At 65.5% G+C, this 20,790-nt stretch carries 16 protein-coding genes and 1 tRNA gene; 12 read left to right on the top strand and 5 right to left on the bottom strand.

Annotated features, from left to right (window positions below; genetic code table 11):
- Positions 1–73: 73 nt before the first annotated feature.
- Complete coding sequence (gene uvrA, locus J4G38_RS08905; protein ID WP_210516945.1) at positions 74–2,614, top strand: excinuclease ABC subunit UvrA; 2,541 nt, start codon at positions 74–76, stop codon at positions 2,612–2,614.
- 64 nt (positions 2,615–2,678) lie between these two features.
- Here the strand turns inward: uvrA and J4G38_RS08900 are convergent.
- Positions 2,679–2,751: transfer RNA gene (locus J4G38_RS08900), tRNA-Met, on the bottom strand.
- A 222-nt stretch (positions 2,752–2,973) separates the two neighbouring features.
- Here J4G38_RS08900 and J4G38_RS08895 point away from each other — a divergent pair.
- From J4G38_RS08895 to J4G38_RS08845, 11 genes are all read left to right on the top strand, one after another.
- Complete coding sequence (locus J4G38_RS08895) at positions 2,974–3,381, top strand: hypothetical protein (RefSeq protein ID WP_210516947.1); 408 nt, start codon at positions 2,974–2,976, stop codon at positions 3,379–3,381.
- 65 nt (positions 3,382–3,446) lie between these two features.
- Complete coding sequence (locus J4G38_RS08890) at positions 3,447–4,703, top strand: TCR/Tet family MFS transporter (RefSeq protein WP_210516949.1); 1,257 nt, start codon at positions 3,447–3,449, stop codon at positions 4,701–4,703.
- Between the two features lie 93 nt (positions 4,704–4,796).
- Positions 4,797–5,225 (top strand): hypothetical protein, encoded by a 429-nt coding sequence (locus J4G38_RS08885; protein ID WP_210516951.1) that lies wholly within the window; start codon positions 4,797–4,799, stop codon positions 5,223–5,225.
- 222 nt (positions 5,226–5,447) lie between these two features.
- A complete protein-coding gene (locus J4G38_RS08880) occupies positions 5,448–5,816 on the top strand; it encodes a BlaI/MecI/CopY family transcriptional regulator (RefSeq protein ID WP_210516953.1) in 369 nt (122 codons plus the stop codon).
- A gap of 2 nt (positions 5,817–5,818) precedes the next feature.
- Positions 5,819–7,378: a M56 family metallopeptidase gene (locus tag J4G38_RS08875; RefSeq protein ID WP_210516955.1), complete on the top strand. Its 1,560-nt coding sequence runs from the start codon at positions 5,819–5,821 to the stop codon at positions 7,376–7,378.
- A 93-nt stretch (positions 7,379–7,471) separates the two neighbouring features.
- Positions 7,472–8,017, top strand: a complete 546-nt coding sequence (locus J4G38_RS08870; RefSeq protein ID WP_210516957.1) for a hypothetical protein — start codon at positions 7,472–7,474, stop codon at positions 8,015–8,017.
- A gap of 188 nt (positions 8,018–8,205) precedes the next feature.
- The gene (locus tag J4G38_RS08865) at positions 8,206–9,942 is read left to right on the top strand and encodes a T9SS type A sorting domain-containing protein (protein WP_210516959.1); all 1,737 of its coding nucleotides are present in this window, start codon (positions 8,206–8,208) and stop codon (positions 9,940–9,942) included.
- A gap of 57 nt (positions 9,943–9,999) precedes the next feature.
- Positions 10,000–11,178 carry a ferritin-like domain-containing protein gene (locus tag J4G38_RS08860; RefSeq protein WP_210516961.1) on the top strand — a complete coding sequence of 393 codons (1,179 nt, stop codon included), beginning with the start codon at positions 10,000–10,002 and terminating at the stop codon, positions 11,176–11,178.
- Between the two features lie 386 nt (positions 11,179–11,564).
- Positions 11,565–12,302: a hypothetical protein gene (locus J4G38_RS08855; protein WP_210516962.1), complete on the top strand. Its 738-nt coding sequence runs from the start codon at positions 11,565–11,567 to the stop codon at positions 12,300–12,302.
- Between the two features lie 110 nt (positions 12,303–12,412).
- Complete coding sequence (locus J4G38_RS08850; RefSeq protein ID WP_210516964.1) at positions 12,413–14,179, top strand: T9SS type A sorting domain-containing protein; 1,767 nt, start codon at positions 12,413–12,415, stop codon at positions 14,177–14,179.
- A 174-nt stretch (positions 14,180–14,353) separates the two neighbouring features.
- Positions 14,354–16,135: a T9SS type A sorting domain-containing protein gene (locus J4G38_RS08845; protein ID WP_210516966.1), complete on the top strand. Its 1,782-nt coding sequence runs from the start codon at positions 14,354–14,356 to the stop codon at positions 16,133–16,135.
- A 180-nt stretch (positions 16,136–16,315) separates the two neighbouring features.
- Here the strand turns inward: J4G38_RS08845 and J4G38_RS08840 are convergent, their stop codons facing one another.
- The 4 genes from J4G38_RS08840 to J4G38_RS08825 all read right to left on the bottom strand — a co-directional run bounded on the left by J4G38_RS08840 (position 16,316) and on the right by J4G38_RS08825 (position 20,737).
- Positions 16,316–17,386 (bottom strand): chorismate mutase, encoded by a 1,071-nt coding sequence (locus J4G38_RS08840; protein WP_226163304.1) that lies wholly within the window; start codon positions 17,384–17,386, stop codon positions 16,316–16,318.
- A 173-nt stretch (positions 17,387–17,559) separates the two neighbouring features.
- The gene (locus J4G38_RS08835) at positions 17,560–18,405 is read right to left on the bottom strand and encodes a prephenate dehydrogenase (protein ID WP_210516969.1); all 846 of its coding nucleotides are present in this window, start codon (positions 18,403–18,405) and stop codon (positions 17,560–17,562) included.
- Positions 18,406–18,496: 91 nt separating this feature from the next.
- Positions 18,497–19,723 (bottom strand): pyridoxal phosphate-dependent aminotransferase, encoded by a 1,227-nt coding sequence (locus J4G38_RS08830; RefSeq protein WP_226163303.1) that lies wholly within the window; start codon positions 19,721–19,723, stop codon positions 18,497–18,499.
- A gap of 111 nt (positions 19,724–19,834) precedes the next feature.
- Entirely contained in the window at positions 19,835–20,737 is a 903-nt protein-coding gene (locus tag J4G38_RS08825; RefSeq protein WP_210516971.1) for a prephenate dehydratase, read from the bottom strand.
- Positions 20,738–20,790 lie beyond the last annotated feature (53 nt).

Here is a 20,790-nt window from a genome sequence, read left to right as displayed (position 1 = left end):
TCACTTAGGCTGTTGCCGGCATTATCACCGTATGCACCCGGGTATTCGTCTTTCGACCACCTGCTTCGTGTGTATGGCCAAGCATTCTCATCAGTTCCCTTCCGCTACTTTCTCCGGTTTCGTGCGCGTGCGCGGGGCCCGCGAGCACAACCTCAAAAACGTCGACGTCGACATTCCCCGCGATGCGCTGGTGGTGTTCACCGGCGTGTCGGGCTCCGGCAAGTCGAGCCTGGCGTTCGGCACGCTCTACGCCGAGGCGCAGCGGCGCTACCTGGAGTCGGTGTCGCCGTATGCGCGGCGGCTGTTTCACCAGATGGCGGTGCCTGAAGTCACTTCTATCGACGGGCTACCACCGGCTGTGGCCCTGCAGCAGCAGCGCGGCGCGCCCAGCACCCGCTCGTCGGTGGGTTCGGTCACCACGCTTTCCAATTTGCTGCGGATGCTGTACTCGCGGGCCGGCGACTACCCAGCGGGCCAGGGCATTGTCTACGCCGAAGCATTTTCGCCCAACACGGCCGAGGGCGCCTGCCCCACCTGCCACGGCCTGGGCCGCGTGTACGAAGTGACCGAAGCCAGCATGGTGCCCGACCCGTCGCTCACCATTCGGGAACGGGCCATTGCGGCGTGGCCGCAGGCCTGGGGTGGCCAGAACCAGCGCGACATCCTGGTGAGCATGGGCTTCGACGTGGACACGCCCTGGCGCGACCTCCCGCAGAAGGACCGCGACTGGATTCTGTTCACCGGGGAGCAGCCGGTGCTGCCCGTGTACCCCGGCTACTCGCCCCGGGAAACCCAGCGCGCCATCAAGCGCCGCGAGCCGCCCAACTACATGGGCACCTTCACGGGCGTAAAAAAGTACGTGCTGCACACCTTCGCCACCACCCAAAGCGCGCTGATGAAGAAGCGCGTGGCCCAGTACATGCTGGGCAGCGACTGCCCCACCTGCCACGGCAAGCGCCTGCGCGTGGAGTCCTTGTCGGTGAAATTTGCCGGGCTGGACATTGCTGAGATGTCGCGCCTGCCGCTCAAGCGCCTGGCAACTTTGCTGCAGCCCTTCGCCAAGGGCACCGCCCGGAAACAGCGGCACGATGCCGGGCACCCGGAGCAGGCCATCGTGGCCCAGCGCATTGCCGAGGACCTGGCCGCCCGCCTCACCGTATTGCTCGATTTGGGCCTGGGCTACTTGTCGCTGGAGCGCGGCACGCCCACGCTTTCGCCCGGCGAGCTGCAACGGCTGCGCCTGGCCACGCAGCTCTACTCCAACCTGTTCGGCGTGGTGTATGTGCTCGACGAACCCTCCGCCGGCCTGCACCCCGCCGATACCGAGGCCCTGCTGGCCGCGCTGGCGGGCCTGAAAAGCGCGGGCAACTCCCTGTTCGTGGTGGAGCACGATTTGGACGTTATCCGCCAGGCCGACTGGCTGGTGGATGTGGGCCCGGCCGCCGGCGAGAAGGGCGGCGAAATCCTCTACAGCGGCCCGCCCGAGGGCCTTCAACGCATCGCGGCGTCCCAGACCCGGCAGTTTCTTTTTGATGCCCCCGCGCTGCCCGACCGGCCCGCGCGCACGCCCACGGGCTGGCTCCGGCTGGCTGGCGTCACGCGCAACAACCTCAATCGGCTCGACGCGGCCTTTCCGCTGGGCGTGTTCACCACCGTCACGGGCGTGTCGGGCTCGGGCAAATCAAGCCTCGTGAGCCAGGTATTGGTCGAATTGGTAGCCGAGCAGTTGGGCCAGGAAATCAGCCCCGAAGAAGAGGAAACCGATGCCCTGGCGCAGCCCGCGCCCGTCACCCTCGGCGGCCGAATCACGGCTGGCATGGAAGGCATCAAGCGCCTGGTGCGCGTCGACCAGAAGCCCATTGGCCGCACGCCCCGCTCAAACATGGCCACCTACACGGGCTTGTTCGACCACGTTCGCAAGCTCTTCGCCGCCACCCCAGAAGCCCGCAAGCGCCGCTACGACGCCGGCCGCTTCTCCTTCAACGTGGCCAAGGGCCGCTGCGAGAACTGCCAGGGCGAAGGCTTCGTGATGGTGGAGCTGCTGTTTCTGCCCAGCGTGTACGCGCCCTGCCCGGTCTGCCACGGCGCCCGCTACAACGCTAAAACCCTGGAAGTCACCTACCGCAACCGCAACATCGCCGCAGTGCTGGCCCTGACCGTGGACGACGCCTGGGAATTCTTCGCCGACGAGCCTGCCATCTACCGTGCCCTCACGGTGCTGCGCGAAGTGGGCCTGGGCTACCTGCGCCTCGGCCAGCCCGCCACCGAGCTGTCCGGCGGTGAGGCCCAGCGCATCAAGCTCGCCACCGAGCTCCAGCGCATTGGCCGCGGCAACACGCTCTACGTCCTCGACGAGCCCACCACCGGCCTTCATCCCTCCGACGTGGAAAAGCTTCTGCTGCAACTCGAAGGCCTCGTGGCGGCCGGCAACACCGTCATCGTGGTGGAGCACGACATGCGCGTAGTAGCCGGCTCCGATTGGGTCATCGACATCGGCCCCGGCGCGGGCGAAGAAGGTGGCCGGGTAGTGGCCGCCGGGCAGCCAGCCGAAGTGGCGCTGGTGCAGGCCAGCTGCACCGCCCCGTACCTGACACGCTTCCTAAGCGAGGCGTAACAACCTAATTATTGATTAGCCCCAAAGAAAAAGGCCGTTTCCAGATTGGAAACGGCCTTTTAGGTAGCGGGGACTGGACTCGAACCAGTGACCTTTGGGTTATGAGCCCAACGAGCTACCAACTGCTCCACCCCGCACTGTTTGTGATACAAAGGTAAGGGGATTTTTTCTCAAAACAAGGCCTGGTCGCTTATTTGCGGCCTGGGGGCCTTCATTTCCGGCCAAAGCCGTTGCGCCAGGGCGGGTGCAAGTAGGATAAGACCGGCTCATTCAGCGAGTTTCGTGCGAGGAAGGCCCGGTGGAAATTTGTGGCGAAAGTCACGGCGCTACCTTTGCTTTTTGCCTTTCATCTGTCGCACATGAGTCCCATCCTGGTTCAGGATTTTCTGGAAATCAGCTACCGGGCCGATTTGGACCTGCTCCTGGGCCGGTGGCTGCGCCCCATTGAGCTGGCCGAGATGCAGCAGGGCTACGAGCTGCTGCTCGACGCGGCCGTGGCCGGTGGCTGCCGCCGCTGGCTGCTCGACGTGCGGCGCCGGCAGAACACGCACCAGGTCGGCGCGCAATGGATGGTGGACACCTTGCTGCCCCAATTGACAACCCGGCTGGGCGGCCGCACCCGCCTGGCTTACCTGATGGCGCCGGTTTACCTGCGCGACGAGGCCGCCGATGCGGCCTTTCCGCCCGCGTCGTATTTTGTGGACAAGCCCTTTGTGGGCGAGCGGTTTATTGAGGAAGACGCGGCCCTCTACTGGCTCCAGGCATAGCGGGGGCGCCCGGAGCCATCATCGCAAACGCGCAGCCTTCTTTTTTTGCTGTTATCCGATTTCTTATGAGTGACAAACGCTCCCCCGCCCTCGGCTTCATCTTCGTTACGCTGCTGATTGACGTCAGCGGGCTGGGCATCATCATTCCAGTGGTGCCCACGCTCATTCGGCAGCTCACGGGCGAGGGGCTGAGCCAGGCGGCGGTGTATTCGGGCTGGCTCACGTTTGCTTATGCGGGGGCGCAGTTCTGCTTTGCGCCGGTGATGGGCGGGCTCAGCGACAAGCTGGGGCGGCGGCCGGTGCTGCTGGCCGCGCTGCTGGGCCTGGGGCTCGATTACGTTTTTCTGAGCTTCGCCCCCACGCTGGCCTGGCTGTTTGTGGGGCGCGTGATTGCGGGCATCACGGGGGCCAGCTTCACCACGGCCACGGCCTACATTGCCGATATCAGCACGCCCGAGAAGCGGGCCCAGAACTTTGGCATGGTGGGCGCGGCGTTTGGCATCGGCTTCATTATTGGGCCGACGGTGGGCGGGCTGCTGGCGGGTTTCGGCTCGCGGGTGCCGTTTATGGTGGCGGCGGGGCTAAGCTTGTGCAACTTCCTGTACGGCCTGCTGGTGCTGCCCGAGTCGCTGGTGCCCGCCAAACGCCGGCCGTTCGAGTGGTCCCGCGCCAACCCGCTGGCGTCGCTGCTGCGGCTGCGGCGCTACCCGGCGGTGCTTGGCCTGGTGGCGTCGCTGCTACTGATTTACCTGGCGGGCTCCTCTATTCAGTCGGTGTGGACGTTCTACACCGAGCTCAAATTTGGCTGGACCGAGCATTGGGTGGGCATTTCGCTGGGCGTCATCGGCTTGTTTTCGGTGCTGGTGCAGGGCGGGCTGGTGCGGGTGGCCATCCCCAGGCTGGGGGCGGCGCGGGCCATTGCCATCGGCCTGCTGTGCTACACGGTGGGGTTTGTGCTGTTTGCGTTTGCCTCGCGGGGCTGGATGATGCTCGTATTTCTGGCGCCCTACTGCCTGGGCGGCATCGCGGGGCCGGCGCTGCAAAGCACTATTTCGGGCCAGGTGCCGGCCAATGAGCAGGGCGAGCTGCAAGGGGCCCTCACCAGCCTGATGAGCGCCACCGGCGTGGTGGGCCCGCTGCTGATGACGGGCTTGTTCCACTATTTCACGCTGGAAGGAGCACCGGTGCACTTTCCGGGGGCGCCGTTTATACTGGGAGCGGTGCTGGCCTTGGCTAGTGCGGCGCTGGCGGTGCGCTCCCTGCGCAAGCACCCGCCCGTAGAAACCGGCCAGCCTGCCGCCGAAGCCGTGCCGACGCACTAGTTTTGGGGAAGCCCGGCCTGCTCGGGTTCGGAGTCGGGCCCGGCGTTTGGCTGCGCCTATGGCACATTTTTCACCTCCCGCTGCCTTTCCTACATGACCTCAGACGACTCCTCGCCCCTGCTTCAACTCGCCTATCGCCCCGACCTGGACATTCTGGTGGGCCGCTGGGGCTACCAGCCCGAGCCGCAGGAGCTGCCGGCGGTGTACCAGCAGGTAACCCAAGTGGCTTTGCAGGAGCACAGCCGGTTCTGGCTCCAGGACATCCGCCGCCGCACTTTCAACGACCCGCACACCACGCGCTGGCTGCTCAGCGACTTTTTCCCGGAAATGGCCCGCCGCCTGGGCGGCCGCTTGTTTGTGGCCTACCTGGTGGGGCCCACGCTGCACCAAACCATTCTGAACCAGCCAGGCTACGTATCGGCCGAGGCGTATGACGATAAGCCCTTTGCCATCTCGTTTTTTGGCGACGAAGGCGCGGCCATACGTTGGCTGCAAATCCAGCAGACCAACAAAATCCAATAGCCCTCAGTGGCTTCGACGAACCGGGAGTAGCCGGTTAGGCAACTTAAACGGTAGTCGCCACCTGGGTTAGTTAATTATTTTTTTGGCATTAAAAAGGCCTTTCCAGATTCTGGGAAGGCCTTTTTGCTTTTCGTGAATCTTTTAAGAATATTTACCATTTTGGTTATTACGAAATCTTCGTAGATTTACGACACAATCGTAACACCTGCTATTCGCTGCTCTATGGAACGCCTCACCCAACCCGAAGAAGATACCTTGCGCGTGCTCTGGCCGCTGCCCAACGGCGGCTTCGTGAAAGACGTGCTCGATGCGCTGCCCGACCCGCGCCCGCCCTACACCACCCTCGCCAGCACCCTGCGCAACCTGGAGCGCAAGGGCTACGTGCACAGCGAAAAGCTGGGCAACTCCTTCCGTTTCGTGCCCCTGATTACGGCCGATGACTACCAGCGCCGCTCGCTGGGCACACTGGTGAAGCAGCATTTCCAGAATTCCTATAAGGAGCTGGTGTCGTTTTTTGCGCAGGAAGACAAAATCAGCGCCGCTGATTTGCAGGAGATTATTAAGCTCATCGAAAGCAAAAAAGAGGAATAGCCATGGCGCCCATTCTGCTCTACCTGCTGAAGGCCAACGCGGCGCTGCTGCTCTTTGGGGCGGCGTATTTCGGGCTGCTGCGCCGGCTCACGTTCTTCACCCTGAACCGGTTTTACCTGCTTTTCGCGCTGCTGTTTGCGGCCGGGTACCCGGCCCTGCCGGTGCCCGCGCTGCTGCCGGCCGAGGCCACGCCCGCCGTAGCTTTTGCGGTGGTGGAAGCTGCGGGGAGCCCGGGCGTGCCAACCGTGCCCGTGGCTCCGACGGTGGATTGGGCCACCGTGGGCGTGGCCTTATACGCGGCGGGCACGGCGGTGCTGCTGGCCCGGCTGCTGGGGCAGCTGCTGGCGCTGTGGCGGCTGCGGCGGCAGTCGCGCCCGGCGGTGGTGCACGGGCTGCCGGTGCGGGTGCTGGCGGGCGCGGTCAGCCCGTTTTCCTTCGGGCCCACCATTTACCTGAACCCGGCGCAGCACCCCGCGCCCGAGCTGGCCGCCGTGCTGCGCCACGAGCAGGTGCACGTGCGCCAGTGGCACACGCTGGACGTGCTGCTCACCCAGCTGGCCCTGGCGGCGGCCTGGTGCAACCCGGCCGCGTGGCTGCTGCGCCGTGCCCTGCTCGACAACCTCGAATACCTGGCCGACCACGCCGTGCTCGAAACCGGCCTCGACCGCCGCGCCTACCAATACAGCCTGCTGCGCCTCAGCCACGCGGCGGCCGGGCCTTCCCTCGTCTCCCATTTCACCTTTCCAACCCTCAAAAACCGCGTTGCCATGATGAACACTCCGCTTTCTTCGACCGGGCAGCTGGCCCGCTATTTCGTGGCCGGGCCGCTGGTGCTGGCCGTGGCCCTGGGCCTGGCCGGGGCGCGGGCGCAGGGCGCGGGGCCGGTGGTGCCGGCGGCCAAAACTGCCTCTGCCACAGTCCAGCCTGTTGCTACGTTGGCACCGGCCGCTAAGGCCGAACCGGCAACTGCGGCTGCACCGATGACTGCACATGCGACTACCGCAGCCCGGATGAAACAGCAGCCCCGGAAAATTGCCGGAGCAACGGCTTCACCAACTGCTGCGGCCCCGGCTATTATTCGGCTGGATGGCCCGCCCAGCGGCCCGCCCCCCGCTTATTATGTGGATGGCACGCTGTATACCCAAGGTCTCAACGCCCTGAATCCCGATGAAATTGCCCGCATCGAGGTGGTGAAAGGCACGGAAGCTGCGCAGGCCCTGCGGCAGCACCTCGGCGACGCCGCCACCAATGGCGTGGTATTCATCACCACCAAAGCCAACGAGCACCGCGCTGATGTAGTGGCGTTCAACCAAAAAATGAATAGCCCGGCTGCCCCTGCCCCCGTCGAGCCCGTCCAAAATGTCCCCTATCTGGCCGCGCCGGCGCTGGCCTACATCACCCAGCACTACCCCGACGCCCGACTCCTAGGAGTGACTGAAGTGCCTTCCGCCAACGGTGGGCCGGCGAACTACAAGGCCCAGCTCGCTATTGGCCGCCGGCCGGTGAGCCTGCTGTTTGATGAGCGGGGCCAGTTCATCTCCGAAGTGCCCTACACCCGCTAAGCCGGCCGCCGGGCCAATGACTTTTCGTGGCTTCACGGCCCTGCTTCCCTTGATTTGCATTCCTCATTTCCAACCCTCAAACCTTCCTTACGCATGCTGAATATTCCTGCTTCCGCACTGGCCCAAACCGGACGCTGCTTGCTGGCCCTGACCCTGACGCTGGGTGGCGGCGCGGCCCGGACTCCCGCCCCGGCCGCGCCGCTCACGGCCGCTGCCCCCGCGCCCGGCCCGGCCGTGTACTACCTCGATGGCAAGCTGAGCGACAAGACCACCGTGGATGGCCTCGACCCCAAAAGCATTGCCTACATGAACGTGCTGAGCGAAGAGGAGGCCCGCAAAGCCTTTGGGGCCGCCAGCGGGACGGTGGCCATCATCGTCACCACCGCCAACCAGAACTCGGCGGCGGTGCTGGCGCTCAACAAGAAAGTGGGGCCGCTGATATCGGCCACGCCCGCCCAAAATGCCGCGATAGCCGCCGGCCAGGCCTACATCGCGAAGACCTACCCCAACGCCAAGCTGCATTTCATTGGCCCCGACCACAAAGCCGACCCCGCCGCGCCGCGCTACCATGCGGAGATTGAAGACGGCGGCCAGGTTAAGCAGCTGCATCTCGACGACAAAGGCCAGCCGGTGCAGTAGCTAACTGCCCCAGGTTGCGGAATAGTCAGGCAAGCCCCGGCAGGGCTGCGTTCTATACTCCGCCCAACCAGAAGTTATAGGCATTATTCCCTGCTGTTACTGAAGCCCCGGTGCCCCGCGCCGGGGCTTCTTCGCGGCCCTATCTTTAGCCCGGCATTCTACCCCTGGCATACCGTTTCCTTCCTTTGATGAAGCACCTTTCCTCTTTGCTGCGCGGCTGGCCCACGGCCGGCCTGCTGTTGATTCTCCTGTGGCTGGCCGGGCCGGTGGCGCGGGCGCAGGCCCCGGCCTGGCAAACGGCGGTGGCCGCCAGTGGCAACTTCACGCTGGTGCGGGCTACGGCAACTGATGCCGCTGGCAATGTGTACATCACCGGTGACTTTTCCGGCACGGTCAGCTTCGATGGCATCGTGCTAACGGAAGCAGGGGCCGGCGATGTATTTGTGGCCAAGTGGAGCAACCTCACCAGTCGTTTTGTATGGGCTCAGCGGGCCGGGGGTGCGGGCTTCGACCACTCCTATTCCCTGGCTTTGAGCGGGGCCAGCGTTTACATCGCCGGTTCGTTTTATGGGAGTACCGCTGCCTATGGCAGCACGGTACTCACCTCGGCGGGCGGGACCGACCGGGAAATGTTTGTGGCAAAACTGACCGATGCCGGCTCCAGCGCCAGCTTTACCTGGGCCAAGCAGGCCGGCGGCCCCAACAGCGACGATGCCTACGCCGTAGCCGTGAGCGGCACCAGCGTGTATGTGGTGGGCGATTTCTTTAGCACTACGGCTTCCTTCGGCGGCATTACCCTGACCAATGCCGGCACCACCAGCTATGATGCCTTCGTGACCCGGCTCACCGATGCGGGCTCCAGCGCCAGCTTCGACTGGGCCCAGCGCATTGGGGGCACGGGGGGCGAGTATGCTAACTCCGTGGCGGTGAGCGGCGGCAACGTATATGTGGCGGGCACCTTCAGCAGCCCCAGGCTAAGCTTTGGCAATGCCAATAGCGGCCCCCTCACCAATGCCAGCACCACGGGCAGCGATGATATTTTTGTGGCCCGGTTCACGGACGGCGGCGGCTTTAGCTGGTCGCGGCAGGCCGGGGGCCTTGGCGTCGACCAAGCCTACGGCCTGGCCGTCACGGGCACCAGCGTGTATCTGGCTGGGGCTTTTGATAGCGCCCCCGCCACTTTCGGAAGCCTCAGCCTGGCCACCACCGGCGATAAAGACGGGTATGTGGCGAAGCTCACGGACAGCGGCAGCAGTACCGCTTTCACCTGGGTGCAGCCCATCACCGGCGCTGGCGGGGCCTTCGTCAATGCCATTGCAGTGAGCGGCCGCAACGTGGTGGTGGCCGGCTCATTTTATACCACCGCCGCCACCTTTGGCAGCACCACACTCGCCAATGCCAGCAGCAGCGGCACCCCCGACGCCTTTGTTGCCAAGCTGCTCGATGCTGGCAGCACCGGCACCTTTGCCTGGGCGCTGCCAGCCGGCGGCACCGGCAACGACGATGCTTACAGCGTGGCCTTGAGCGGCCCCAACGTGTACGCGGCCGGCGCGGCAGCCCCCCCTGCCACGTTTGGCAGCCAAACACTTACCAGTACGGCAACGGGCTTCCGGCTCGGCTTCCTCGCCTCCCTCACCGACCCCACCCTCACCGCCACCACGGCCGCCCAAGGCACCCTGCGCTTCACCCTGGCCCCCAACCCCGCCCGCGCCACCACCACCGTGCAGCTGCCCGCCCAGCCCGGCACCGCCGCCACCCTCACCCTGCGCGATGCCCTGGGCCGCACCGTGCGCACCGCCACCGTAGCCCTGCCCCCCGCCGGCCTGCGCCACGAGCTCGACCTGACCGGCCTGCCGGCTGGCCTCTACGCCCTGCAAGTGCGGGCCGGGGCCACGGCCGGCACCCGCCGCCTGGTAGTGGAGTAGCGCGGGCGGCAGGTGCTACCTTGCGGGCAGTCCACTATTACACCACCGTCCAGTCTGATGACCCAACAACTATCCACTTTTGCGGCGGTTCCGCGCTTGCCGCGCCGCTCATTCCTTTTATACACCGGCGCGGCCGGGGGCCTGTGGCTCACGGGCTGTAGCAGCAAAAAAGACGACCCGGTGGTGCCGGCCCCCGTCGTTGCCAGTTTCTCGCCCACCAGCGGCGCGCCGGGCACCACCATTGTTGTCACGGGGAGCAATTTCACGGGCACCACGGCCGTCACGGTGGGCGGCGTCACGGCCTTCTTCAACGTGGGCAGTGGCGGCACCCTCAACGTGGTGCTGCCGGCCGGGGCCGCCACCGGCCCCATCGCCGTCACCACCCCGGCGGGCACGGCCAGCAGCAGCAGCCCGTTCACGGTGCTGGTGCCCGTGGCCAATGGCATCACGGGCTTCGCGCCCGGCAGCGGCCCGGCCGGCACCCTCGTAACGGTGATGGGCAACGGCTTTGGGGGCGCTACCGCCGTGGCGGTGGGCGGCGTGGCGGCGGCCTTCACCGTGACAAATACCACGACCCTGACCCTGACCGTGCCCGCCACGGCGGCCAGCGGGCCCATTGCCGTGACCACGCCCGGCGGGGTACTCACCAGCGCCACGGCCTTCACCGTCACGGTGACGGTGGTGAACGTGGGCACCGGCGATGCGGGCATTCTCAACTACGCCTATGCCCTGGAGCAGCTGGAGGCCGCCTTTTACGCGCGGGTGCAGGCCACGGCCGCCAGCGTGTTTTCGGCCACCGAGGCGGCGTACTTCGCGCAGCTGGCGGCGCACGAAGCCATTCACCGCGACTTCCTGCGGGCCGTCATCACCCGCGATGCGCCCGCCAGCCTGATTCCCGTCCTGACCCCGGATTTTTCGACCATTGATTTCAGCAGCCGGGCCGGCATCCTGAGCGCCGCCCGGACGTTCGAAGACCTGGGAGTAGCCGCTTACAACGGCGTGGCCAGGTTCCTTCGCTCGGCCGCCTACCTGGTGATGGCCGGGCAGATTTCTTCGGTCGAAGCCCGCCACGCGGCGCTGGTACGCGAACTGACGACGCCCGGCTCGTTTGCCGCCAGTGACGTGGTGAACCCCACAACCGGCCTCGACAATGCCCTCATGCCCGCCGATGTGGCCGTGCTCGTCAACCCCTTCCTGGCCCCCGGTTCCAAGCTCGACGTTTCGGGTATCCGATAGAGGGCCCGGCGGGCCGGGGCAGGCGCGGGGGGCCTTCCGCAAGCCAGCGGAGCAGTGCCCGCACCCGCCACCACCACCCCGGAACATTCCGGGGTGCCCCCGCGCCCGCAAGCACGCCCCCGGAACATTCCGGCATGCCCCCCGCGCCCGCCACCACCACCCCGGAACATTCCGGGGTGCCCCCGCGCCCACAAGCACGCCCCCGGAATGTTCCGGGGTGCTCCCCGCGCCCGCAGGCACGCCCCCGGAATGTTCCGGCTCCAAGACAAGTGTTTTCAGAACGTTGCCGGTGTAATTCCCGCGCTTACCTTTAACCTGGCCGAGCACCCCGCCACGGGCTGGGCCCGCAAGTAGCCGCTTTTTCTACCCCATTTTTTTATCAGACAATGGAAGCATTTGAACACCTTTTCGACACGCACTTTACCGACAACGACCGGTCGCTGGCCAACACCTACGGCGGCTTCGTGGACCACGCCGTGCGCCTGGCCGCCGGCCTGCCCACCGCCGGCCCGCTGGCGGCCCTGCTCAAAACGGCCCTCACCGACACCCAGGCCCTGAGCCTGCGCGCCCAGACCGCCCAGCAGGCCCTCGGCCTCAGCCTGGGGGCCCAGAAGCAGGGCACCGCCCAAACCGCCACCGCCCAAACCACCGCCCTCGACCGCCTGCGGAAAAACGAGGCCACCCTCAAAGGCGACGCCCTGATTGAGGACGACACCGAGCGCCGGCGCCTCCACGCCCTACTCTACCCCTCGGGCATCAAGTACTACACCGCCGCCCGTCTCGGCACCCAGCTCACCGACCGCCTGGCCGAGTACCTCACCACCACCGAAGCCGAAGCCCCCGCCCTCGGCGAGGCCTTCGTCACGCGCACCCAGGCCGCCCTCGGCCCCTTCCGCAAAACCCGCGAAACCCAGGTGGCCGGCCTGGCTACCACCGACACCGCCCGCGACGACCGCCACGACCTGGCCGACGAGCTCGACCAGCAGTGCGACTTCAACTACCACCTGCTCTCGGCCCATTTCCGCCAGGACCTGGCCCGCCCCGCCACTTTCTGGAACCCCGCCTTCTACGCCCGCGCCGCCCCGGCGGCCCCGGCCGTAGTCCTGCCCAACCCGAAAGTGTAGCCCCCCGTTTTCCCGTTGATACTGAAGCCCCGGCACCCCGCGCCGGGGCTTCTTCGCGGCCCTATCTTTAGCCCGACATTCTACCCCTGGCGTGCCGTTTCCTTCCTTTGATGAAGCACCTTTCCTCCCTGATGCGCGGCGGGCCCGCAGCCGGGCTGCTGTTGACTCTCCTGTGGCTGGCGGGGCCGGCGGCACGGGCACAGGCTCCGGCCTGGCAGATGGCGGTGGCCGTAAACCAGACCCTTGGCACCAGTTCTGAAGTGCAGGCTATGGTGGCAGATGCCAACGGGAATGTATTTGTAGCCGGAAACTTTACGGGTACGACCAGCTTTGGCAACATCGACCTGACCAGTGTTGGCGGCAGTGACATATTCATAGCCAGATGGAGCCCTGTCACCGGCAGCTTCACCTGGGCCCAACGGGCGGGCGGCACGGCTAATGACTACGCCGGGGCGATAGCCGTGAGCGGCGGGGGTATCTACGTAGCGGGCCAGTTCCAAAGCGCTACCGCGGACTTTGGCAGCAGCAGCTTACAAAATGCGGGCCCGGCGAATACCGACGACGTTTTCGTAAGCAAGCTCACCGATGTCGGCGGTTTCGTGTGGACCCAGCGGGCGGGCGGTACGGGCATCGATGCGGCGGCGGCCATGTGCGTAGCAGCATCCGAGGTGTACATCGCAGGCACTTTTTCCAGTCTGGCAATTGGATTTGGCAATACGATGCTGACTAATGCCGATAATACGGGAACGTACGATGCCTTCGTGACCAAACTCACCGATGCGGGGAGCACGGCCGGCTTCGTGTGGGCCAAACGGGCCGGGGGGGCAGAGAGTGATTTTGTCACGACCATGGCCGTAACCGGGACCAACGTGTACATAGCCGGCGATTTCCGCAGCCCCACCGCCAGCTTCGACGCCCTCACGCTCAGCAACACCACCGCCAGTCCGCCGTTCACCGATGATGTGTTCGTAGCCAAGCTCACCGATGGGGGAACGAACAGCACTTTTAACTGGGTACAACGGGCGGGCGGCAGTGGCTACGACGATGCTTACGCGCTGACGACAGCAGGGGCAACGGTGTACCTGGCCGGGAGCTTCGGCTTCTCAAATGGCGGCCCGGCCAACGCCACGGCAACTTTTGGCAGCACCACCCTGACCACGGCGGGCCTTACTGACGTATTCATAACCAAGCTCACGGATAGTGGCAGCAGCGGCACATTCGTATGGGCGCAAAGGGCCGGCGGTGCTCTTTTTGATACGCCGAAGGGAATTGGCGTCGTGGGCACGAACGTGTGCATCGTGGGAAGCTTCGGTGGGCCCACGGCTGATTTCGGCGCCTTCAATTTGTCTAACACCAGCTCTATGGGTTCTGACGACATATTTGTGGCCAAAGTCATCGATGCCGGCAGCAGCAGCCGTTTTGCGTGGGCCCAACAGGCGGGCGGCCCTGCGATAGACGATGCCAACGCAATGGCAATAGCAGGAACAAGCCTCTACGTCGCCGGTGCCACTACTGCCCCAAGTACTTTTGGCAACCTGAGTATTACTGGTCCAACTACTTTGAAGCGTGCCTTCCTCGCCTCCCTCGCCGACCCCACCCTGCTCGCCACCGCCGCGTCAAAAGAAACGCTCAGTTTCACCCTCGCGCCCAACCCGGCCCGCGCCGCCACCACCGTGCAGCTGCCCGCCCAGCCCGGCACCGCCGCCACCCTCACCCTGCGCGATGCCCTGGGCCGGGCCCTGCGCACCGCCACCGTAGCCCTGCCCCCCGCCGGCCTGCGCCACGAGCTCGACCTGACCGGCCTGCCGGCTGGCCTCTACGCCCTGCAAGTGCGGGCCGGCGCGGCTACGGCGACGCGACGGCTAGTGGTAGAATAGCGCGGCACCCGTGGCCCAACGGCCTTTCTTCAACCGGTCAGACCGCCCCAGGCGGTCTGACCGGCGCAATGACCTCAAATAGGGACAAGCCCTGGTGCCTGGCATCGGGGCTTTTTTTGGACGGCTAACCTTACGCGACAAGCTACGTATTGGCGTGTCTTATCCCCCCTGTTAATGAAGCTTTTCTCCTCTTTTTTATTGCGCGGTGGCCCGGTGGCTGGCCTGGTGCTATTACTGGTGCTGCTGGTGGGGCCGGCGGCCCGGGCGCAGCTGGTACCCATCTGGCAATCGGCCATGGTAGTGGGCGGCAGCAATTCCAACTTAGCCATCAAAACCACGGCCACCAACGCCGGCGGCGACCTGTACGTGGCGGGGGGCTTCTCCGGCATCGTCACCATCGGCAACACCACGCTGATTAGCATTGGCGGCACCGACGGCTTTCTGGCCAAATGGAGCCAGGCCACGGACACCTTTGTGTGGGCCTACCGCTTTGGCGGCACCGACGTTGACCAGGTAACGGCGCTGGCCCTGAACGGCAACCGGGTGTACCTGGCCGGTACCTTCTTCAGCCCCACCGCCAGCTTTGGAGCCATCAACGTTCCCAACTACGGCGGCCAGTCCTTCATCGGCACCGATGCCTTCGTGGCCAAGCTCACCGATGCGGGCCCCACCGCCAGCTTCGACTGGGCCCAGCACCTGGGCGGCCTGGGCCAGGATGCGGCTACCACGCTGGTAGCCACGGGCACCAGCGTGTACGTGGGCGGCAACTTTGCCAGCACCACGGCCACCTTCGGCGGCATCTCGCTCACCAACTCTACGGCGGGAGCCGCGGTCACGTACCCGGATGGCTTTGTGGCCAAACTGGTGGACGCCGGCACGAGCAGCACCATGAGCTGGGTGCAGCCCATCACGGGCCCCGGCACCAAGGCCGTCAACGCCCTCGCCCTGAACGGCGCCAGCGTGTACGCCACCGGCTCTTTCGGGGGCGCAACGGCCACTTTTGGCGGCAGCGTTCTGCCCAATGCCAGCACGACGGCCAATGCTTACGTAGCCAAGCTGGTAGATACGGGCACGGGCAGCAGCTGGCAATGGGCCCTGCGCGCCGGCGGCCTGAGCCGCGACGTGGGCAACGCCCTCGCCGTGAGCGGCGGCCGGGTATACGTGGCCGGCAGCTTTTCCAGCGCCGTGCTCACGCTCGGCCCCCTCACCATCGCCAACACCGGCCCGAGCGGCATCACCACCGATGCCTTTGTGGCCGCCGTCACTGACGCGGGCAGCACCGCTGCCTGGACGTGGGCCCAGCAGGCCGGGGGCACGGCCAACGACCAGGGCACCGCCCTCACCGCCTGCGGGGCCGGCGGCGTGTACCTGGCGGGTGCTTTTGCCAGCGCCGCCGTCACCATTGGCACCACTGCCCTGCCCACCGCCAGCGGGGGCGCGCTGGTGGCCCGGCTCGCCGATACGGGCACCGGCGCCACGGTGGCCTGGGCCCAACGGGGCGGTGCCGCCAGCAATACCGATGCTTCCTGCCTGGCCGTAGCCGGCGCGCGGCTGTACATGGCGGGAAACTTCCAGAACACGGCCACCTTTGGCAGCCTAACCCTCGCCAGTTCGCCGCTGGGCGCGGCCACCAACTTCCTGGCCTTCCTCACCGACCCCACCTTTGGCGCCACCGTCACGGCCACCGCGCCGGCCCTGAGCGGCACGGCCTTCGCCCTCTACCCCAACCCGGCCCGTAGCGCCACCACCATCATGCTGCCCGCCCTGCCCGGCACCGCCACGGCCACCCTCACCCTGCGCGATGCCCTGGGCCGGGCCCTGCGCACCGACCAGGTCAGCCTGCCAGCGGCGGGCCTGCACCACGAGCTGAGCCTGAGCGGCCTCTCCGCCGGACTCTATGTTTTGCAGGTGCAGGCGGGGGAAACTACGGCTTCCCGCCGCCTGGTAGTGGAATAAGAAGATGGCCCTGTCGTTGCGAGGCGAAGCAATCCGTCCTGTCAAAACCAGACACCTTAACTAAACGACAAGCCCTGGCACTGCTCATTTGGAGCGGTACCGGGGCTTGTCACACTAGCGGGTCGGGCGCAGAGAAAAGGACGGATTGCTTCGGCTTCGCCTCGCAATGACAAAGCCCCGCTACCCTTCCATCACCTTGTTCTGGCGGTTGATGGACTCCAGGTGCACGGCGGCCAGATACTGCTCCACAAAATCGGTGGAGAGGCCCACCGACGTACCCTGGCGCTTGGCGCGGTCCAGCACCTCGTTCCAACGGTTGGTTTGGAGGATGGTGATGTCGTTTTCCTTCTTGTACTGGCCAATTTTCTCGGCCACGGCCATGCGCCGGCCCAGCAGCTGCATAATCTCGGCATCAAGCTGGTTGATTTGCTCGCGGAAGCTGGCCAGGGCCGTGAGGAACTCGCGCTGGTCGGTGGTTTCGTGGCGCCACACCAGTCCCTCGATGAGGTCGTGCAGGGCTTCGGGGGTAATTTGCTGCTTGGCGTCGCTCCAGGCCGCGTCGGGGTTCTGGTGCGACTCAATCATCGTTCCATCGAAGCCCAGGTTGAGGGCCTGCTGGGCCACGGCAAACAGTGTGTCGCGCCGGCCGCAGATGTGGCTGGGGTCGCAGAGCAGGGGCAGTTCGGGCAGGCGGCGCTTCATCTCGATGGGCAGGTGCCACATCGGCGCGTTGCGGAAATCGGTGTTGCCGTAGCTCGAAAAGCCCCGGTGAATGAGGCCCACCTGCTTCACGCCGGCCTTTTGCAGGCGCTCCACGGCCCCAATCCACAGCTCCAGCTCGGGGTGAATGGGGTTTTTCACCAGCACCGGCACGTCCACGCCGCGCAGCACGTTGGCAATTTCCTGCACCGAAAACGGGTTGCCCGTGGTGCGCGCGCCCACCCACAGAATGTCGACGCCGAAGGCCAGGCAGTCCTCCACGTGTTTGGCCGTGGCCACTTCCACGGCAATGGGCAGGCCGGTCAGCTCGCTGGCTTTCTTGAGCCACGGCAGGCCCTTGGTGCCCACGCCCTCAAACATGCCGGGCTTGGTGCGGGGTTTCCAGATGCCGGCGCGCAGGGCCTGCACCTTGCCAGTGGCGGCCAAACGCTGGCAGGTATCGAGCACCTGCTCCTCGGTTTCGGCCGAGCACGGCCCGGAAATGAGGTAAGGCTTGTCGTTGGGTTCGCGGTTGAATAAGGCGGATTTCATTTGGGATTGGGTAAGCATGGGAAGTTGCGTTTTTAATTTTTAAGTTCTTCTGAGCGGTCATGCAGAGCGTAGCGAAGCATCTTGCCCGCTTCGTCGCATTGGCATTGATTACTACTGCGGTAAAGATGTTTCGCCACGCTCTGCATGACGTTTTTTTTCGTGCTTAATGGCCATCACGGCAGAATTTTCTGGATTCGGTTGGCCTGTTTGAAGCATTCCGTCAGCCCGTCATAATCTTCCCGGGCCAGCAGCTCGCGCAGGTGCTGGAGCTGGTGCAAATGCTCATCCAGCACATCCAGCACATTCAGCCGGTTCTGGCGGAAGATGGGCACCCACGTCGCCGGCGCGCTCTTGGCCAGCCGCACCGTGGACTCGAACCCGCCGCTGGCCAGGTCGAAAATCTGCTGCTCCTCCTTTTCCTTTTCCAGCACCGTGAGGGCCAGCGCAAAGGAGGTGATGTGTGAGATGTGCGACACGTAGGCCGTGTGCAGGTCGTGGGCCGCGCCATCCAGATACAGCAGCCGCATGGGCAGCGCCTGAAACAGGGTGGTAACCGTCTGCACCGCATCAGCGTCGCTGTGCTCAGTATCGCAGAGCACCACGGTTTTGCCCTCAAACAAGCCCAAAATAGCCGCCTCCGGCCCCGAATGCTCGGTGCCCGCCATGGGGTGCGCGGCCACGAAGCGGCCCCGGCGCGGGTGCCCGGCCACGGCCGCCAGCAGCGCCTGCTTGGTCGAACCCACGTCGATAACCACCTGGTGCGCGGCCGTGGCATCGAGCACCGGCGGCAGCACGGCCACCATGGCATCCACGGGCACGGCTACTACGATGAAATCGGCCCGGCGCACGGCGGCGGCCAGGTCCGTTTCAATTTCATCGACCAGACCCAGCTCCAGGGCACGGCGGGCGTGGGCCGGGCTTTGCTCCACCCCGATGAGGTGCTGCGCCAGGCCGTGGTGGCGCAGGCTCAGCGCCAGCGAGCCGCCGATAAGACCCAGGCCGATGATGGTGACGGTCATTTTATTGGTTGTTGGTTGATAGTTGTTGGTTGTTAGCCCGTCATGCAGAGCGTAGCGAAGCATCTTGCCCGCTTCGTTGCGTTAGCATTGATTACTCCTGCGGCAGAGATACTTCACTACGTTCAGCACGACGCTCTTTTTTCCATTCCTGCACCCGCGCCAACGCCTCGCGCAGCAGCCCTTCCGGCTGGCACAGGCTGGCGCGGATGTAACCGTTCCCATTGCTGCCGAAGATGCCGCCCGGCGTGATAAACACCCCCGCCTCGGCCAGCACGGCGTCGCTCAGGGCATAGCCATCGGCAAAGCCGGCCGGCACGGCGGCCCAGATGAACAGGCCCGCCTGGCCCGGCGCAGGGTCGCAACCCAGGGCGCGCAGCAACGCTACCACCAGCGTGCGCCGGGCGCGGTAGGTGGCGTTCAGCTCCGTAAACCAGTCGTTGCCCAATGCCAAGGCAGCCACCGCCGCCTGCTGCACCGGCAGGAACATGCCCGAATCCATATTGCTTTTGAAGCGGAGGACGTCGGCAATGACGTCGGCGCGGCCGGCCAGCAGGCCTACGCGCCAGCCCGCCATGTTGTGCGACTTGCTGAGCGAGTTCAGTTCGATGGCCACTTCGCGGGCGCCCGGCACGGCCAGCAGGCTCACCGGCGGCGTCTCGTTCAGAATGAAGCCATACGGATTGTCGTGCACCAGCAGGATTTCGTGGGCTTTCGCAAATTCCACGAGGCGCGTGAGAAATGGCAAACCGGCCGCCGCGCCGGTGGGCATGTGCGGATAGTTTACCAGCATCAGCTTCACCCGCGAAAGGTCGGTTTGGGCCAGCGCGTCCAAATCGGGCAGCCAACCCGATGCAGCCGTGAGGTCGTACTCTCGCACCTCGGCTCCGCAGATTTCGGCCACGGCGCGGTAGGTCGGGTAGCCGGGGTTGGGGATGAGCACCGCGTCGCCGGCCTCCAGAAACGTCATCCCAATGTGCATCAGGCCCTCTTTGGAACCCAGCAGCGGCAGGATTTCGGTGGCCGGGGCCAGGGCTACGCCGTAGTGGCGCTGGTAGAAATCGGCCATCGCGCCGCGCAAAGCCGGCGTGCCCTGGTAGCTCTGGTAGCCGTGGGCGTTGGGCAGTGCGGCCGACTTGGCCAGGGCTTCCACCACGCTGGGATGCGGCGGCAAATCGGGACTGCCGATGCCCAGGCTGATGATGTTGGCCCCGGCGGCGTTGAGCGCAGCCAGCTCGCGCAGCTTGCGCGAGAAGTAGTATTCGCCGGTATGGGCCAGGCGGCTGGCAATGGGGATGGTCATGGTAAAGTCGGCTGTCATTGCGAGGAGGCACGGCGAAGCAATCCGTCCTGGTCTCAGCGCTGAGTTTTCTATTGTGATAAGCTCTTAAATACAGGGTTCAGAAGCGGGGAAGTTGCCTTTGCTATACCATCAGGCGGGGCGCTCAGAGAGAACGGATTGCTTCGTCGTGCCTCCCGGCAATGACAGCTCCTCCCCCGCTGCCTCGGCCATGCTGCCGCGGCGGTAGGCCCCCAGCACCCGCAGCTCCTCCGTCACGGGCGCCAAATCGGCCAGCAGTGCATCCAGTTGGCTCATTTCCTCAAATTCCACATCGGCGTGGAAGCCGTAGTGCCAGGGCTGGCCAGGACGCGGGCAGGATTGCAGCTTGCTCAGGTTGAAGCCGTGGGCGGCTACGCGGGTGAGCACGGCGGCCAGGCTGCCCGGCGCGTGCGACGTATGGAAGTAGAGCGAAGCTTTATTGGCCTCGGGGTCGGGCTGGGCCGTTTCGGCGCGCTCCAGCACCAGGAAGCGGGTGTAGTTGTGCGGGTCGTCGTGGATGGCGGGGGCCAGAATTTCGAGGCCGAACTGCGCGGCGGCCTGGGCCCCGGCCACCACGGCCACGCCGGGCGTCCGGTTTTCGGCCAGAAGCTGGGCGCTGTGGCCGGTGTCGTCGGTTTCCACCAGCTTCCAGTGCGGGTGCTGGTCCAGAAACTCGCCGCACTGGCGCAGGGCCATGGGGTGCGAATGCACGGCCTGGATATCGGCCAGCGTGGTGCCGGGCAGGCCCATCAGGTGCTGATGAATGGGCAGGTATACCTCGCCGGTCACGCGCACGGCGTGACGCTCCAGCAGCAGGTAGTTGGGCAGGATGCTGCCGGCCAGCGAGTTTTCCATGGCCATGAGGCCGGCGCCGGCCGTGCCGTTCACCACGTGCGCCACCACCGCCCCAAACGTGGCGCAGGCCAGCAGCTCCGGCTCCGCCCCGAAATACTGGCGGGCCGCTACCTCGTGAAAACTTCCCTGAAAACCCTGAATGGAAACGTGCTGGGGCATGATATTCGACTTTTTGAACAATAAAAAAGGGCCTCCGCTGTGCGGGGGCCCTG

This window comes from Hymenobacter terricola, from assembly GCF_017921975.2.
Classification (GTDB): domain Bacteria; phylum Bacteroidota; class Bacteroidia; order Cytophagales; family Hymenobacteraceae; genus Hymenobacter; species Hymenobacter terricola.
Note: the sequence above shows the minus strand (reverse complement) of the source record. Positions and strands in the feature narration are given on the sequence as shown.